The following is a 17,264-nucleotide window of genomic DNA, read 5'->3' as shown; positions in this document are numbered from 1 at the left end:
TTGCACAGGAAGGCACTTGCTTAACGCTGAGCTTCGCCGCCCAGACCTTCTACCAGATTCGCCACCAGCGCGGCCAGTTCTCCGGTCATCAGGATAAAGTCGGCATCGAAACGCTGATCATAATTCTCACGCTCAATGTCTTCATTCTGATCGCGTAACTCGTCGCAGAATTTCAGGCGTTTGATCGACGCATCATCACAGATCATAAACTGAATGCGTTGCTGCCAGTCGAGCGCCAGCTTGGTCACGACTTTCCCGGCTTCAATATGCACCGCGATTTCATCGCTCACCAGATCCTGTTTCTTCGCGCGGATCACGCCGCCATCTTCAAGGATCGCTTTCAGTTCCGCTTCATCTAATAGCTGGAAACCTTGCGCCACGTTACCGGAGCGAACCCACTCGGTCAGCGTCAGCTCGATAGGGTTTTCCAGTGCCAGCGGAACCACCGGCAAAGAACCGAGGGTTTTACGCAGTAACGCGAGGGTATCTTCACCTTTCTTCGCGCTGGCGCAGTCGACCATAATCAGACCGTTCACGGTGTCTATCCACAGCATGGTCTGGCTAAAACGGCTGAAAGCGCGCGGCAGCAGCGAGTGTAGCACTTCGTCTTTCAGTGAATCTTTCTCGGTTTTCTTAAGCTTGCGGCCCTGATCGGCTTCAAGTTTAAGAATTTTCGCTTCCAGCGCCTGTTTTACCACCGGAGTAGGCAGAATTTTCTCTTCCTTGCGCGCGCAGATCAGGATCTGCCCGTTCGCTTCATGAGTGAACGCATCACTGTGCGAACCCATTGGCGAAACCCAGCCGGTTTTTGCCATATCCTGGCTGCCGCAGGGAGTAAACGCCAGCGCGGCTAACTGTTTTTCCATCTCATCGGCACGCAGAGAAATGTCGCGGCTAAGACGGTAAACCATTAAATTTTTGAACCACAGCATGATAATTTCCACGGCTTTGTCGTTAAATTCAGCGGGCATGATAGCGAATTGTCACTATGCTTGCATTGTTAATCAGGCACCGGGGAGGCTTCTGTGCGAATAGGAATAGACTTAGGTGGTACTAAAACAGAGGTCATTGCGCTCAGTGACCAGGGAGATCAGTTGTTTCGCCATCGTCTGCCGACGCCGCGTGATGACTACCATCAGACCATCGAAACCATCGCCACACTGGTGGCAACGGCCGAGAAAGAAACCGGACAAACCGGTACTGTAGGGATGGGGATCCCGGGCTCGATTTCGCCTTATACCGGCGTGGTAAAGAATGCGAATTCTACCTGGCTTAACGGTCAACCTTTCGATAAAGACCTGAGCAAACGGCTCAATCGCGAAGTCAGGCTTGCGAACGACGCTAACTGTCTGGCGGTTTCCGAAGCGATTGATGGTGCTGCGGCGGGCGCGCAAACCGTCTTTGCGGTCATTATTGGCACAGGTTGTGGTGCAGGCGTGGCGTTGGGCGGCAGGGCGCATATCGGCGGTAACGGCACGGCGGGCGAGTGGGGTCATAATCCGCTGCCGTGGATGGATGAAGACGAACTGCGCTATCGCGCGGAAGTGCCGTGCTATTGCGGCAAACAGGGCTGTATCGAAACCTTTATTTCCGGAACCGGTTTTGCCACCGATTATCATCGCCTGAGCGGGAAAGCGTTGAAAGGCAGTGAAATTATGCGCTTAGTCGAGGAGCAGGATGCGGTCGCCGAACTGGCGCTGAGTCGTTACGAACTGCGGCTGGCAAAATCACTGGCGCACGTGGTCAATATTCTGGATCCGGACGTCATTGTGCTCGGCGGCGGAATGAGTAACACCGAACGTCTGTATAAAACCGTGCCGGGGCTGGTGAAGAATTTTGTCTTCGGCGGCGAGTGCGAAACGCCGATCCGCAAAGCGGTGCACGGCGATTCAAGCGGAGTACGCGGTGCGGCTTGGCTATGGCCGCTTTGATCAGAATCCTCCCCCTTTTAGGAAGAAATTCAGAGAGAGGAAAACGCCGGAACCGGTTTTTGTTTCAGGTAGGCATAAATCAGTAACGACGACATCGCAAAGAACGACAGCAGAGCGGCGGGCAGCGCCACGTAGTTGTAGGCAAAGCCCGCCGTCAGCATCAATCCCCCGCAATACGCCCCTACGGCGCTGCCGAGGTTAAAAGCCATTTGCCCGCCTGCGGCTCCCAACATTTCTCCGCCTTTGGCATTTTGCAGCAGCAGAATTTGCAGCGGGGCAGAGAGCGCGAAAAGCCCCATACAGCAGATAAAGGCGAGTGTAAGCGAGGCCGTTTTATCGGCGCCAAACAGGAACAGTAACGCCAGGGCGAGCGCGATGATCAAATCTGTGACGATGGCGATACTGAGCGGTGAAAATTTGCCGGATAAACGCCCGCTCAGCAGATTGCCAGACACCATCCCTAAACCTGCCAGCATCATAATCAGCGTCATCTTGCCTTCCGTAAACCCGGCGACCGTCATCATGAAGGGCTTAATGTAGCTGAACCAGGCGAAGACGCCCGCGTTGCCAAACATCGTGGCGGCAAAAATACACCATGGTGCGGCTGATTTGAGGAAGTGAAACTGTTCGCGCAATTTACGCTTAGCTTCATCGGCAATATTGGGGATCCAGAAAATAATCGAAATCATCACCGCGACATTAAAAATGGCGATCAGCAAAAAGGTGTAACGCCAGCTGAATTCCTGACTCAGCCAGGTGCCGAGCGGCACACCGAGCAGATTGGCGACGGTCATGCCGCTGATCATCCCGGCGACGGCGGCGGTGACTTTTCCCGGCTTGGCGAGTTTTGACAGAATGATGGCCCCGACGCCAAAAAATGCGCCATGCGGGAAACCGGAAACCAGTCGGCCAGCCGCCAGCATCCAGTATGACGATGATAAGGTGAACATCGCGTTCCCGAAGATGCACAGCGCGACCAGAAAAATCAGAATGTGTTTCAGGGAAAAACGGCTGGAAAAAACGGCGATAATCGGCGCGCCAATTACAACACCAAACGCATACCAGGAGATCATATGCCCGGCCATGGGGATGGAAAGGCCCACATTCCGGGATAGCTCAGTTAAGACCCCCATAATGCCGAATTCGGCCATGCCTAAACCGAAGGTGCCTAACGCTAAAGAGAAAATAACTTTTTTCATGCTATCCCGCTGCGAAGTGTTGCGTTTTGTCGCCTGTAATGCACAGCTTGCGGCAACCTCGCCGCCGAAGCCAATTGCTTATTCTTCTTTCTGTATTAACGATCCTGCTACATTGTTATTCCACGGCAAAGACTTTATCCAGGCGGCTATAACCCAACCCGTTAATCTTCTTCACTTTTATCTGCACCGGAATGCGTTCTTTCATCGCTTCAACATGGCTGATAACGCCGATCACTTTTCCGCTGGCATTAAGCGCGTCGAGCGCATCCAGCGCGGTATCCAGCGTTTCGCTGTCGAGCGTGCCGAAGCCTTCGTCGAGGAACAGCGAATCAATACGCGTCTTATGGCTGACCAAATCCGACAATGCCAACGCCAGCGCCAGACTGACGAGGAAACTTTCTCCGCCGGAAAGCGTGCGAGTGTCGCGCACCGCATCGGCCTGCCAGGTGTCCATCACTTCCAGTTCTAACGCTTCGCTGGCTTTGCGTTTCAGCAGGTAACGCCCGTGCAGTCGTGCCAGTTGTTCGTTCGCCAGCCACACCAGATTGTCGAGCGTTAAGCCCTGCGCGAACTTACGGAATTTATCGCCTTCTTTGGAGCCGATTAGCTGGTTCAGCCAGCTCCAGTCTTCCAGAGTTTGTGCGGCGGCATCTATTTGCGCCATCAATGCCCGCTGCTGTTGGCGGTTTTCGGCATCCTGTTTCAACTGTTGTCCAATTTCGCCTTGTGCCGCGCTATTTTCGCGAAGACGCTGAGCCAGTTGTGAGAGCAGGATTTGTACCTGTTCGCCGGTTTGCGTATCCGCTAAATCGGCAGGGCGCTGCAGCTGATGTTCCGTCAACGCGTTTTGTGCTTGTGTAGCCAGCGCCTGTTGCTGCTGGAGCTGGTTTTCCAGCTTCTGCTTCATCTCTTCCAGTTGGCGGCGAGTGTCGTCATCCAGCAACGCGGCAAGGAAGGCTTGTTGATCGGTGAACTGACTGGCGACTAGCGCTTCGTCGAACGCTTTCTGAGCCAGCGTCAGGCGTTCACGCGTCTGGCTTTCCTGCTGTTGCAGCGTCTGCCACTGACTTTCCAGCGACACGCAGTCATGATGCACCTGCTGCCAGCCGTCCAGCGGCACTGGCGTGAAATCTGTCTGCGCTGGCGTTGACGGCAGAGTGTCCAGCAGCGGTTGTAGCTGAGCCAGTTTTTGCTCGATAGCTTGCTGCTGTTCGGATTGCGTTTGCCACTGCTGGCTTTCGCTTTCTCGGGCCGCCAGCCATGCGGCTTCATCACCATTTTCGGGCGGCGTAAGGCCAAAGCCATTCAGCGTTTCATTCAGCGCCTGCTGGCGTTCGGCCATTTCCTGTTCCAGGGTGCTGCGCTGAGTTTTCAGCTCCAGCGTCTGGCGTTGCAGGCTTAGCCGCTGACTGTGTTGATAAAGCTGTTGTTCGTAGTTTTCCTGCCCGGTCAGCCAGCCGCTGATGTCATCCTCCGGCGTAAGGGAAATCTGCAACCCACTGACGGTGGTTTGCCATTGTGAGGTGAGTGCTTGCTCTTGCTCAGTGATTGACTGTAGCTCGTTTTGTTCAGCCTGTTGTTGCTTAACCAGCGCATCAAGTTGTCCTTTCAGGCTGGCACCAGACTCGCGGATCTGGTTCACCTCTTTTTCTAACGCATCGCGTCGGGCTTCATTCACTCCTGGTTTGAGCGCCTGATACTCGGCGACCGCCGGGTGTTCAGCAGAACCACACAATGGGCAAGGCGCGCCGGGCTGTAAACGGGCGCGTTCATCGGTCAGCTTCGCAATGATTTTCTCTTGTTCACATAACGTCTTAACGTCATTGAACTGCTGAAGTTTTTCTTTGTATTGCTGACGACGACGGGCGAGTTCGGCTTCACCCGCTTCCAGCTCTTGCTGGCGCTGCGCCAGCAAGGGTTGCAACTGCTGGCGTCGTTTATTCAGCGGCTGGAACTGGTTTTGTAGCGCGTTCAACTGCTGACGCAGCGGACGGGCGGCGTTGTGCTGTTCGAGTGCTGCCGTCACGGCAGACTCATCCAGCGTTAGGGTTGTGGACGGCAGCGCGTTGAGTTGGCGAGTGAATTCATTTTCTCGCTGGGTCAGCGTTTGTCGTTGCGTGGCTTCACGCATTTGCTGCGTAAATGCCGCACGCCAGCCGGTCAGTTCGCGCTGCCAGTGCTGATAGCGCTGGTTTGTAGACAACCATTCGGCCTGGGTTTTCTGGTTCGCCGTGAACTGCTGATGCTGACGTTCGGCGCTAAGACGTAAACGCCCGCGCAGCGCCAGTTGGCTCTGTAAGCGAGTATTCACTTCTTCGGTTTGCTGATGAGTTTGCGTCATCGCCGTCTGGCTATCTTCCAGACGCACCCACAGCGGGCGCAATCGGTCAGCCGGTTGCGCCAGTGCGAGAGCGGCTAACTGTGGCTGGGCGGCTCGTAGCGCCTCTTGTGCCGCTGCTAGCGAGGAGTGTGAACGCTGTTGCGCTTCACGCATTTCCGATTCGCGGGTCAACCATTGCTGCCAGAGCTGGACGCGAAGTTGCTCGCTTTGCTGCTGTTTCTCTTCGTCAGTAAGTGCCTGCAAACGTTGCTGTAACGCCTGCTGTTGCTCATCGTTGAGCAAAACCATGCCCGAAGCCTGTGCCTGGAATTTTTCCAGCGCGGTTTTGGCTTCTTTATGTTTCTCAAATACCATCGCCGAGATCTGTCCGTAGATTTCAGTGCCGGTTAGCTCTTCCAGTAACTCGGCGCGCTCTTTCGGTTTGGCGTTGAGGAAGGCGGCAAATTGACCCTGAGACAGCATCATCGAGCGTGTGAAACGCCCGTAATCCAGCCCGGTCAGGGAGGCGGTTAAATCCAGCTTATCTTTCACTTTTTCAGCAAGGATTTTGCCGTCGTCACAACGAGCCAGTTCCACGCGCGGCACTTGAAGATTGCCGTCCGGCTGATTGCGTGCGCGGGTTTGGCTCCAGAATGCGCGGTAGGCCACGCCTTTGACTTCAAATTCCACTTCCGCCAGACACTCGGCGGTGTCGCGGGTCATCAGATCATTTTGCGATTGTGACAATGTGCTCAGGCGCGGCGTTTCGTGATACAGCGCGAGACAAATCGCGTCAAGCAACGTGGTTTTGCCTGCACCCGTTGGGCCGGTAATGGCAAACAGACCGTTGCTGGCGAACGGCTCGGCGGTGAAATCAATTTTCCACTCACCTTTCAGAGAGTTGAGGTTTTTCAGGCGCAGACTCAAAATTTTCATGGCTGTTCCTCCCCGGAAAGTGCGCCAAGCGTTTCATTAAACAACTGGTGCAGCCGCTTCTGCTGCGGTTCTTCCAGTTCCTCAAGGGCCAGACGGCGCTCAAACACCTCTTCCACTTTTAACTCGCTCAGGGTTTCACGGTGCTCACTTGCCATAATACGTTCGCGTTGTTCGCGGCTGCGGCGAACCAGCAGCACTTCCACGGGCAGTTCATTGGTCAGTGCCTGAATTTTTCGTTGGATATCATGCAGGTATTCGTCACTGGTGATTTCGATATCCAGCCATACGGGGGCGGCGGCATCATTGTCTCGCCACTGTTGAAGTTGTTCGCTGATGCTGGCGAAATCGCCTTTTAATACCGCCAGTTTTTGCGTGACGGGTACTTCAAGAGGTGTCACGTCTTGTAACTTTCCGTCGCTGAAACTGACCAGATTGACGGTTTTAGCTTTGCCGGTTTCATCAAAACTCAGGGAGATTGGCGAACCGCAGTAACGGATATGTTCCGTGCCGCCGATTTTTTGCGCCCGATGGATGTGTCCGAGAGCGATGTAATCGACCGGCGGGAAATTCTGCGCCGGGAAGGCATCCAGCGTGCCGATATAGATATCACGTACCGCGTCACTTTTGCTAGCTCCGACGGTGGTCAGATGGCCGCTGGCGATAATCGGCAACGTGCGGTCGCCACGCAGATCGCAGGCTTGCTGATACTGCTGCTGGTAGTAGTCGGTTATCGCCTGTAATAAATGCTGCTGCTTTTCACCTGCGCTTGACCCGGCCTGACTGACAATCACATCGCGCGGACGCAGAAACGGCACCGGGCAGAAGATCGCGCCAGGTGTGCCGTCGCGTTGGTTCAGCACGCATGGCTTCATGCCGCTGCCTGCCACGACGGTGGTATTCAGAAACGCGAGAATATCGCGAGATTCGTTGAGCGTTGCGACCGAATCATGGTTACCCGCCAGTACGACCAAATGACAGCCGGTTTGCTGCAATTTCACCACAAAGCGGTTGTATAACTCACGCGCGTAACTCGGCGGCGAACCGGTATCAAAGATATCGCCCGCCACGATAATGGCATCCACTTGCTGCGCCTGTGCTGTCTCCAGCAACCAGTCGATAAAAGCCTCGTGCTCGGCGGCGCGGCTTTTACTGTAAAAGTTCTGGCCAAGGTGCCAGTCAGAAGTATGTAGGATGCGCATTAAGGGACCTGTGACGAAAAAGCGTGGCGGCCATTATAATCTTTTAACGATAACAGGGCGATGGCAGCATTTTTTGAGTGTCATCATGGCGAAACCCACTATCATAAGACGGTCATCTTATTCATAAATCTGTCACAAATCTGACGCATAATGACGCCGCATGATACGCATATGATTAATAAACAGGATAAATAATGGCGAGACGTATTCTGGTCGTTGAAGATGAAGCCCCCATTCGTGAGATGGTGTGCTTTGTCCTGGAGCAAAATGGCTTTCAGCCTGTAGAAGCGGAAGATTATGACAGTGCCGTCAACCAGTTGAATGAACCGTGGCCTGATTTAGTGCTGCTGGACTGGATGTTACCGGGCGGGTCAGGCATTCAGTTTATTAAGCATATCAAGCGCGAAGCGTTAACGCGCGATATCCCGGTGGTCATGCTGACCGCTCGCGGCGAGGAGGAAGACCGCGTTCGCGGGCTGGAAACCGGGGCTGATGATTACATTACTAAGCCGTTTTCGCCGAAAGAGCTGGTGGCACGTATTAAAGCCGTCATGCGCCGCATTTCGCCGATGGCAGTAGAAGAAGTGATAGAAATGCAGGGCCTGAGCCTCGACCCGTCATCGCATCGAGTGATGACCGGTGAAAGCCCGCTGGATATGGGGCCAACTGAATTTAAGCTACTGCATTTCTTTATGACTCACCCGGAGCGCGTCTACAGCCGTGAACAACTGCTGAACAACGTCTGGGGGACAAACGTGTATGTAGAAGACCGGACGGTGGATGTGCACATCCGTCGCCTGCGTAAAGCGCTGGAACACAGCGGTCACGATCGGATGGTACAAACCGTTCGCGGCACGGGTTATCGCTTTTCCGCCCGTTTCTGACAATTGACTGGAGTGTGACCCGTGCTTGAACGGCTGTCATGGAAAAGGCTGGTTTTTGAGCTGATCCTCTGTTGTATTCCCGCCCTCATTTTGGGGGCGTTTTTTGGTTATCTGCCGTGGTTCTTGCTGGCGGCGGTCACCGGATTGCTCATTTGGCATTTCTGGAATTTACTCCGTCTTTCATGGTGGCTGTGGGTCGATCGCAGCATGACGCCGCCGCCGGGCAGTGGTAGCTGGGAGCCGCTCCTGTACGGGCTGCACCAGATGCAGATGCGTAATAAAAAGCGTCGTCGTGAGTTAGGCAGCCTGATTAAACGCTTTCGCAGCGGGGCGGAATCGCTACCCGATGCGGTGGTGCTGACCACCGAAGAAGGCGCAATGTTCTGGTGTAACGGTCTTGCTCAGCAGATGCTCAATTTGCGTTGGCCGGACGATAACGGCCAGAACATCCTCAACCTGCTGCGCTATCCCGAATTTTCCCGTTATCTCAAATCCCGCGATTTCACCAAGCCGCTCAATTTGGTGCTCAACACCGGCCGGCATCTGGAGATCCGCGTGATGCCCTACAGTGAAAAACAGCTGCTGCTGGTGGCGCGAGACGTGACGCAAATGCACCAACTGGAAGGCGCGCGACGTAACTTTTTCGCCAATGTCAGCCACGAATTGCGTACGCCACTCACCGTCTTACAGGGTTATCTGGAGATGATGCAGGAGCAAACACTGGAAGGCGCGCCGCGCGAAAAAGCGCTGCATACCATGCGTGAGCAGACGCAGCGGATGGAAGGGCTGGTGCGTCAGCTGTTAACGCTGTCGCGTATCGAAGCCGCACCGCTTGCCGCGCTGAATGAAAAAATCGACGTACCGATGATGCTGCGAGTGGTAGAGCGCGAGGCGCAAACCCTCAGCCATAAAAAGCATATTCTGCATTTCGAGATTGATGACACATTGCAAGTGTTAGGTAGCGAAGAACAGCTCCGCAGCGCGATGTCGAACCTGGTGTATAACGCGGTGAACCACACGCCGGAAGGCACGGAAATCATTGTGCGCTGGCAGCATGCGCCACACGGCGCTTTGTTCAGCGTGGAAGATAACGGGCCGGGGATCGCCGCGGAACATATTCCGCGTCTGACGGAGCGTTTCTATCGCGTCGATAAAGCGCGCTCGCGACAAACGGGTGGTAGCGGCTTAGGGTTGGCGATTGTGAAACATGCGGTGAATCACCATGAAAGCCGTCTCGATATCGAAAGCGTGCCGGGTAAATTTACCCGCTTTAGTTTCTTGCTGCCGGAACGTTTGATTGCCAAAAAAAGCGCCTGAGGGTGAGAGTGTCAGGATAAATTGACAAAGACCGGCGAAAGCCGGTTTTTTTGCTTTCCGGTTAACCAAACGGTGAGCAATTATCAAACGTCTGTTGCTTTTTTGTTCGCATGATTAGCCAGAGGTTTTTCTGATATCAGGTCATTCATGCTGGTTATAAATTCGTTATTGCTATAATCCTCTGGTTTGGCGATCCCTTGTTGCATTAAAACGTTATAAGCGTTTAAATTGCCCCCTATGCAGTTGCAGTCTGACTGCTTTCGCGCGCTAAACCCAATAACAATTCTTTGTGCGCGAACATCGGGAGTATTTCCCACTGCATGACTCGCTATTACCGCCGTTCTGTTCCGTAGAGAATATGAACGACGTTTTATGACTTTCAACACCACATCCACAGGCAGTAAAGAGTTTATGACCCATCAGTTAAAATCTCGCGATATCATCGCGTTGGGCTTTATGACCTTTGCGTTGTTCGTTGGCGCGGGCAACATCATTTTCCCTCCTATGGTTGGTTTGCAGGCCGGCGAGCACGTCTGGACTGCGGCTTTAGGTTTCCTGATAACAGGCGTTGGCCTGCCGGTTCTGACCATTATTGCGCTGGCAAAAGTCGGCGGCGGTGTGGACAGCCTCAGTACGCCAATCGGCAAAGTCGCGGGCATTCTGCTGGCGGTGGTGTGTTATCTCGCCGTTGGGCCACTGTTCGCCACCCCGCGTACCGCGACCGTTTCTTTTGAAGTGGGCATCGCGCCGCTGACCGGTGACGGCCCGCTGCCGCTGCTTATCTATAGCGTTATCTATTTCGCGCTGGTGATCCTGGTGTCGCTGTATCCGGGCAAACTGCTGGATACCGTCGGTAACTTCCTTGCACCACTGAAAATCATCGCGCTGATCGTCTTGTCTGTTGCCGCACTGATGTGGCCTGCGGGTTCTATCAGCCACGCGCTGGATGCCTATCAGACCGCGCCGTTCTCTAACGGCTTCGTCAATGGCTATCTGACCATGGACACGCTCGGCGCAATGGTGTTTGGCATCGTTATCGTCAACGCCGCGCGTTCTCGTGGCGTAACCGAAGCTCGCTTGCTGACGCGTTATACCGTGTGGGCTGGCCTGATGGCCGGTGTCGGCCTGACGCTGCTGTATCTGGCGCTGTTCCGCCTGGGGTCTGACAGCGCGACGCTGGTCGATCAGAACGCTAACGGTGCGTCGATTCTGCATGCCTACGTTCAGCACACCTTTGGTGGCGCGGGTAGCTTCCTGTTAGCGGCGCTGATTTTCATCGCCTGTATGGTGACGGCGGTTGGCCTGACCACGGCGTGTGCGGAGTTCTTCTCCCAATATCTGCCGCTCTCTTATCGCTCACTGGTGTTTATCCTTGGTCTGTTCTCGATGGTGGTGTCCAATCTGGGCCTCAGCCACTTGATTCAGATTTCGATTCCGGTGCTGACCGCGATTTATCCGCCTTGTATCGCACTGGTGGTATTAAGTTTTACCCGCGGTTGGTGGCATAATTCGTCCCGCGTGATTGCCCCGGCGATGTTTATCAGTCTGGTGTTCGGCCTGCTGGACGGCATTAAAGCCTCCGCATTCGCCGGGATCTTGCCAGCCTGGACCGCGCATCTGCCGCTGGCCGAGCAAGGTCTGGCATGGCTGATGCCGACTATCATCGCTGCCATTCTGGCAATGGGATGGGATCGCGCAGCAGGCCGTCAGGTGACCTCCAGCGCGCATTAATTAGCGGGCGAGGATTGAAATTAACCACGGGGCCAATGGCTCCGTGGTTTTGTTTTTTGTACAGGCAGTGGAATTTATGGAAACCAATAACAAGCTAAAGCGGGGGCTTACCGCCCGTCACATTCGCTTTATGGCACTCGGCTCGGCAATCGGAACCGGTCTTTTTTATGGCTCGGCAGACGCCATTAAAATGGCCGGTCCTAGTGTGCTGCTGGCGTATCTCATTGGCGGCGTCGCCGCTTACATTATCATGCGTGCGCTCGGTGAAATGTCGGTGCACAACCCGTCTGCCAGCTCGTTTTCCCGCTATGCGCAGGATAACTTAGGCCCGTTGGCGGGTTATATCACCGGCTGGACCTACTGTTTTGAAATCCTGATTGTGGCGATAGCTGACGTCACCGCGTTCGGCATCTACATGGGCGTGTGGTTCCCGACGGTGCCGCACTGGATTTGGGTACTGAGCGTGGTGCTGCTCATCTGTTCCATCAACCTGATGAGCGTGAAAGTCTTCGGCGAGCTGGAGTTCTGGTTCTCGTTCTTTAAAGTCGCGACCATCATTGTGATGATTGCCGCTGGTTTTGGCATCATTATTTGGGGGATTGGCAACGGCGGGCAACCAACCGGCATTCATAACCTCTGGAGCAACGGCGGCTTCTTTAGCAATGGCTGGATAGGCATGGTGATGTCACTGCAAATGGTGATGTTTGCCTACGGCGGCATCGAAATCATCGGCATTACGGCAGGTGAAGCGAAAGACCCGGAGAAATCCATTCCGCGCGCGATTAACTCGGTGCCGATGCGGATCTTGGTGTTCTACGTGGGCACGCTGTTTGTGATCATGTCGATTTATCCGTGGAACCAGGTCGGCACCAACGGCAGCCCGTTCGTGATGACCTTCCAGCATTTAGGCATTACGTTTGCCGCCAGCATTCTCAACTTTGTGGTTCTGACCGCGTCGCTGTCGGCAATTAACTCCGATGTATTTGGCGTGGGGCGTATGCTGCACGGCATGGCGGAGCAGGGCAGTGCGCCGAAGATTTTCGCCAAAACGTCTCGTCGCGGCGTGCCGTGGGTGACCGTCGCGGTAATGACCGTCGCACTGCTGCTGGCGGTGTTCCTGAACTACATCATGCCGGAAAACGTGTTCCTGGTGATTGCTTCACTGGCAACGTTCGCCACCGTATGGGTGTGGATCATGATCCTGCTGTCGCAGATTGCGTTCCGTCGTCGCCTGTCACCGGAAGAAGTGAAAGACCTGAAATTCAAAGTGCCGGGGGGTGTGTTTACCACGGTCGTTGGTCTGCTGTTCCTGGTGTTTATCATCGTGCTGATTGGCTGGCACCCGGACACTCGCATTTCGCTGTACGTCGGTTTCGCATGGATCGTGCTGCTGCTGGCAGGATGGCAGTTTAAAGTCCGTCGCGACAGGCAGTTGGCAAACGCGCAGTAATTCCCAATCCCGGTGGCGTTCGCTGCCGGGATCTTTACCCTTCTTCGGCACCCTGATTAGGGATAATTAATCGTGAATTGCGCCGTGGCATTTGCTTTGCCTGGCGTAATATTGCTTCGCCCGGTTAGCGCCTGATACTGCGCGGTGAAATTCAGTGTATTTTCCCCGGCGATCAGGGCTGTTGTCGCCGATGGCGTATTCAATTTCACCTGCTCGCCGCTGTCTGCCTGATTAATGCGTACTGCGATGCCTGTTGCGGCACCTTCACCGCCGTCCAGCGCAAGTAGTGTCGGGTCAGATGCTGCTGTGCCACTGAACGTCACCGTGGCCTGTTTAGGACCATAATCCGCACAGTTCAATCCAATGCTAAAAGGTTTAGCGCTAGAAACGTCGCCTGTCGAACCAAAATGAGTGGTGCCAACATCGCCGAGTGAAACCTTCTGTCCGTTTCCACTACTGATATCGCAGCTTGCCGCTTTTATGGTGCCTGTAAAATTAAGGGCAATGCTATTTTCATCGGAATAGGCTTTAACTGTCATGGTGAAAATCATTATTAAGATATAAATAATGGGCTGAAAAATATTTTTTGAACGCATTACTCTTTCCTGCTAATCGTAATTTAATGTCAACGTTGCAGACGCGCTAGCATCTCCTGGACTCACAGTTGCGGCCGTCTGTAGATACCTAACCTGCCAATTGAAATCATATTCGCCTGCACCTGGCGTTGTATCGACAACAAATTTTTTATTTAGCGCCACTCCTGCACCATTTTTATCCAGAAGTTGAATTGCAATCCCAGATGCTCCACCACTATTGAGCTTTATCGCCCCCTGTTGAGAGGTTGAACTATCTGAATTAGCAGTAATAAGTGCATTTATTCGTGCGCTGGAACTGCAATTAATGCTAATGGGGATGTTTTTATTCTCAGTCGTATGATTTATAGCAGTGAATTCTGTAGTGAGATAATCCCCTACAGGCACATTAACCGTAGATGTATTTACAGCACATGAAGGGTTGATGACGGTAACTGAAATGGCTCCACCCCAAATATTAGTGAGGGTATCCGTTCCTGTTGACTGATTATTATAAGTGACCGATGTGGTCACTACGGGAATAGTGGTAATAATACCGCTCTCGGCATCATCCGCAGTTTTAACAAATTGCAACGTTGAACTCACACTGCCTGCATTTAAAGCAGTATCTGTGCCATGCATCATATGACATGTCCAGCTCAACATTTGGTTGGTTAGCGGGGAGTCATTCTGCAGACCAGGACTGTTTGCGCACGGATTACTCATCGAAAAATTATAATGCACGCTCCATCCGTGAAGATTCGTGGGGTAATTCTGAGAATAACCCGTGACCGCCGGTGTGGCTGTTTGAAATTTTACATAAATATCTCGGTCAGCGGTTGTGTCCTGGCCACAGATTAATGCCCAATTGCTTCCGGTTGCATTTATTTTCGGGGAAATATAGCCGACGGCAGCTCCTCCCGGAACGGTAAAGTTCCCACTGGCGCTATAATTTCCACCTGACCCTTTGCAGTGTATTTCCATTGCATTTGCCTTTGTACTTGAAATTATGCAGATAATAACAAAGCATGCTGTCAATAATATTTTGTTCATTTTCATATTACCATTAATGACAAATTAGATTAAGTTGTTCAATGCCCACTTTATTATTCTCTCTGACCGGTGGGAGTTCAAAGTTCGCGCGGCATTGCTGCGTGCCACCGTCACCCCATTTAGCCGTCAGGCTACCTTTTTCCGGTACACCGCTGAGATAAACCTGGCCTTCTTCACCCACGATACTGGCGTTTTCTTCTGTCATATCATCTTTACTGTCTAGCGTGACGGTGGCCCCAAAAGGTACCGCCTGGCCTGAATGTATTAAGTTCAAAAGCACTCTGCTACCCACGCTGGTTTGGAATTTTGCTAGCACAACAGCACCTTTGGTCGGAACGACCGATGCCACATTGCCTTTCAGATCCACGTTGTTGCCTAACGATTCGGTATCGAGCGCTACGCGGTCACGGCGATAGGGGCTGAGATACGGCACAATGGTGTAGCCGCGCCAATCGGTTCGCACGCCCGTGCTGTTCTGAACCAGGGCATTATCGGCACCTGGGGCCGCAACGAGGGCGATTGAACTGATATCACCTGATAAAGGTTGGCCAAATGTTACACCGTGAGAATGGACAATCATTGAACCCTGTGCCCCATAGTTCAACTGACGGGAACTGTCGTTATAGTTGTACCCGGCATTGACTTCACCATAAGACCCTCTGTAATCGGCGCTCATCATTCCATTGTAGCCGTCACCATTACTCCCATAGCCTTGCATCACGCTGTAAGACAGATTGTTGTTTTTCAGCGCTGTGCCGCTAAGCCCAACCTGATTGACAGACCCTCCGTGTGAATCGTGCGTGCTGCTGGTGCTTACATAGGTATTAGGTAACCAACGGCTCAGTGGAATACTGAGGTTCAGTGCCAACTGTTGGTTCGAGCCTTGATCACTATTGGCGTAACTGGTTTGCGTATACATCAATGTCCAACTGATACCGTTCCATGAATTGCTATAGCCGACACTCAGGTTGCGCTCATAACCCTCTTCATCCCAGTAATCCTGCTGGTAACCGGACAACGACAGAGAACCCCAATCACCGCCCATCAGGTTCTGCGTTAAATCAATCTGCATCTTGCTGCGCTTGTTGTTATGAATATCTGAACTGTTGTTATCATCCGTAGCGGACTGGTACTGAGCGGCTTCGCTGAAGGTATAAAATCCTTTGGTGGAGTAGCGATAGCCCGCGAGCGTAATGGTTGAATCGGTGGCGGTGATATCTTTTGAATACTGAAAGCGGAACGACTGACCTTCTTTGGCAGCCTGGGCATCTGCGTCCTGGCCTGCGCCAGTCCATGCATTGGTGAGATCAATGGATACAGAGCCTAAATCCCCCAGCCCGAAACCGAATCCCAACGCCGCAGAGCGATAATTAGCCGCGGTTTGAACACCACCATAGACCGTAACGTCATGGGGAAGCCCATACAGTAAGGTGACTTGCCCAAAAACAGGGGCGACGCCATCGGGATTTGACGCGCGGTATTTACCCGCAGTGACGGTGTATTTCAGGCGTCCCTGACGCTGCATGATCGGGACATTCGAGAACGGCTGAACGAAAGAGCGCTCAGAACCGTCTGCTTCACGAATCGTGACCTGCAAATCACCGCTGGATGATGTTGGATAAAGATCGCTCAGGGTAAAGGCACCGGGGGAAACATAGCGTTGATAGATAACGCTACCGTTTTGTTTGACCGTTACCCGCGCGTTACTGTTAGCGATGCCTCGAATTGTGGGGGCAAACCCTTTCAGGCTTTCAGGCAGCATATCGTCATCTGAGGCTATCTGTGCGCCGCGAAACTGGAGGCTGTCAAAAACATCCGAAGGCGTATAGCTATCGCCCGCGGTGAATTGTCCCCGGAGACGCTTGAGATCGTGTTGGATAAAGGTATTGATAGAGTTCCAATGGCTTTCTGCTGGTTCATCAGTTTCACCGTTGCTGGTACCACTGCTTTTACTGTAGTTCCAGGTGCTGTAGTTACGCAGTCGCCAGCCGCCGAGGTTGAACCCGCTGTGCAGGTTCAGGAAGTCGTTGGTTGTGACGGCACCGTTGCTGATTTGCTGCGTGTTTGCCCCCGAAAAACTATAGCTCAGCAGCAGCGCTGTAATACCGTCATCCCAAAGCTGTGGGTCGACTTCCCCCTGCGCTGTCTGATTCATGTTGTCTTGAGGAACTGAAATTTTCAACGCCAAATGAGGTAAGTCAAAATCCGTCTTGGCTTGTGGAATGATCTTGGTTAGGGAGTTTGTGGCTTTGTCCTTCGCCATAACAGCCATGCCCGGTACAGAAGAGAGAACCATTCCCCATTTTGCAAGCTGAGTAGGTGTTAATAAGGGTTGCAGCTTGCCATTGTCTCCGTCGACGAATGTGACGTCCAGCGTATCCTGATGCTCTCCGTTCATATACACATCCACATGATACGTACCTGGAGCTTGGCCACCCTGGCTGGCAAATTGTGCTAAATCGACGGGGGTCGCAGTAGGGTTGTCGATTTCTAGGGCATTCACATTAAAAAAATCCTCGGCATATCCATGATGCGCGAAGAGTGATAGGGTCACAGCGACAGCCAGACGAGTGAATGTAAGTCCTTTTTTTCCTCCAGGCAGAGGCTGACTGCCCTTTGATTTTATATTTTTTAACATAATAGCCTCGAGCCAGAAACCAAGGATAAAAAAA

Annotated in this window: 12 protein-coding genes; 5 read left to right on the top strand and 7 right to left on the bottom strand. The window is 53.1% G+C overall.

Features of this window, described 5'->3' with window-relative positions:
• Positions 1-20: 20 nt before the first annotated feature.
• A complete protein-coding gene (rdgC, locus tag VH187_RS17505; RefSeq protein WP_329702732.1) occupies positions 21-932 on the bottom strand; it encodes a recombination-associated protein RdgC in 912 nt (303 codons plus the stop codon).
• Positions 933-1,025: 93 nt separating this feature from the next.
• Between rdgC and mak the strand changes: the two genes are divergently transcribed.
• Positions 1,026-1,931 (top strand): fructokinase, encoded by a 906-nt coding sequence (mak, locus tag VH187_RS17500; RefSeq protein WP_329702731.1) that lies wholly within the window; start codon positions 1,026-1,028, stop codon positions 1,929-1,931.
• Between the two features lie 29 nt (positions 1,932-1,960).
• Here mak and araJ read toward each other — a convergent pair whose 3' ends face one another.
• The 3 genes from araJ to sbcD all read right to left on the bottom strand — a co-directional run bounded on the left by araJ (position 1,961) and on the right by sbcD (position 7,585).
• Complete coding sequence (gene araJ / locus VH187_RS17495) at positions 1,961-3,130, bottom strand: MFS transporter AraJ (RefSeq protein WP_329702730.1); 1,170 nt, start codon at positions 3,128-3,130, stop codon at positions 1,961-1,963.
• Positions 3,131-3,245: 115 nt separating this feature from the next.
• Positions 3,246-6,386 carry an exonuclease subunit SbcC gene (gene sbcC, locus VH187_RS17490; RefSeq protein WP_329702729.1) on the bottom strand — a complete coding sequence of 1,047 codons (3,141 nt, stop codon included), beginning with the start codon at positions 6,384-6,386 and terminating at the stop codon, positions 3,246-3,248.
• A complete protein-coding gene (sbcD, locus tag VH187_RS17485; RefSeq protein ID WP_329702728.1) occupies positions 6,383-7,585 on the bottom strand; it encodes an exonuclease subunit SbcD in 1,203 nt (400 codons plus the stop codon). The genes sbcC and sbcD overlap by 4 nt, the downstream gene beginning before the upstream one ends.
• Positions 7,586-7,779: 194 nt before the next feature.
• On the opposite strand from sbcD, the gene phoB reads away from it, so the two are divergent.
• The 4 genes from phoB (at position 7,780) to proY (ending at position 12,967) form a co-directional block, all read left to right on the top strand.
• Entirely contained in the window at positions 7,780-8,469 is a 690-nt protein-coding gene (gene phoB, locus VH187_RS17480) for a phosphate response regulator transcription factor PhoB (RefSeq protein ID WP_329702727.1), read from the top strand.
• Positions 8,470-8,490: 21 nt separating this feature from the next.
• Positions 8,491-9,786 carry a phosphate regulon sensor histidine kinase PhoR gene (gene phoR / locus VH187_RS17475; protein WP_329702726.1) on the top strand — a complete coding sequence of 432 codons (1,296 nt, stop codon included), beginning with the start codon at positions 8,491-8,493 and terminating at the stop codon, positions 9,784-9,786.
• Positions 9,787-10,197: 411 nt separating this feature from the next.
• Positions 10,198-11,517, top strand: a complete 1,320-nt coding sequence (gene brnQ, locus VH187_RS17470; RefSeq protein ID WP_329702783.1) for a branched-chain amino acid transporter carrier protein BrnQ — start codon at positions 10,198-10,200, stop codon at positions 11,515-11,517.
• A 76-nt stretch (positions 11,518-11,593) separates the two neighbouring features.
• Positions 11,594-12,967 (top strand): proline-specific permease ProY, encoded by a 1,374-nt coding sequence (proY, locus tag VH187_RS17465; protein WP_329702725.1) that lies wholly within the window; start codon positions 11,594-11,596, stop codon positions 12,965-12,967.
• A gap of 56 nt (positions 12,968-13,023) precedes the next feature.
• On the opposite strand, the gene VH187_RS17460 is transcribed toward proY, so the two are convergent.
• The 3 genes from VH187_RS17460 to VH187_RS17450 form a co-directional block, all read right to left on the bottom strand.
• Positions 13,024-13,506 carry a fimbrial protein gene (locus tag VH187_RS17460; RefSeq protein ID WP_329702724.1) on the bottom strand — a complete coding sequence of 161 codons (483 nt, stop codon included), beginning with the start codon at positions 13,504-13,506 and terminating at the stop codon, positions 13,024-13,026.
• 69 nt (positions 13,507-13,575) lie between these two features.
• Positions 13,576-14,592, bottom strand: a complete 1,017-nt coding sequence (locus tag VH187_RS17455) for a fimbrial protein (protein WP_329702723.1) — start codon at positions 14,590-14,592, stop codon at positions 13,576-13,578.
• A gap of 13 nt (positions 14,593-14,605) precedes the next feature.
• Positions 14,606-17,230, bottom strand: a complete 2,625-nt coding sequence (locus VH187_RS17450) for a fimbria/pilus outer membrane usher protein (RefSeq protein ID WP_329702722.1) — start codon at positions 17,228-17,230, stop codon at positions 14,606-14,608.
• Positions 17,231-17,264: the final 34 nt, after the last annotated feature.

It is taken from the genome of Scandinavium sp., assembly GCF_036271055.1.
GTDB lineage: Bacteria > Pseudomonadota > Gammaproteobacteria > Enterobacterales > Enterobacteriaceae > Scandinavium.
This window is presented reverse-complemented; position numbering and strand designations above follow the sequence as displayed.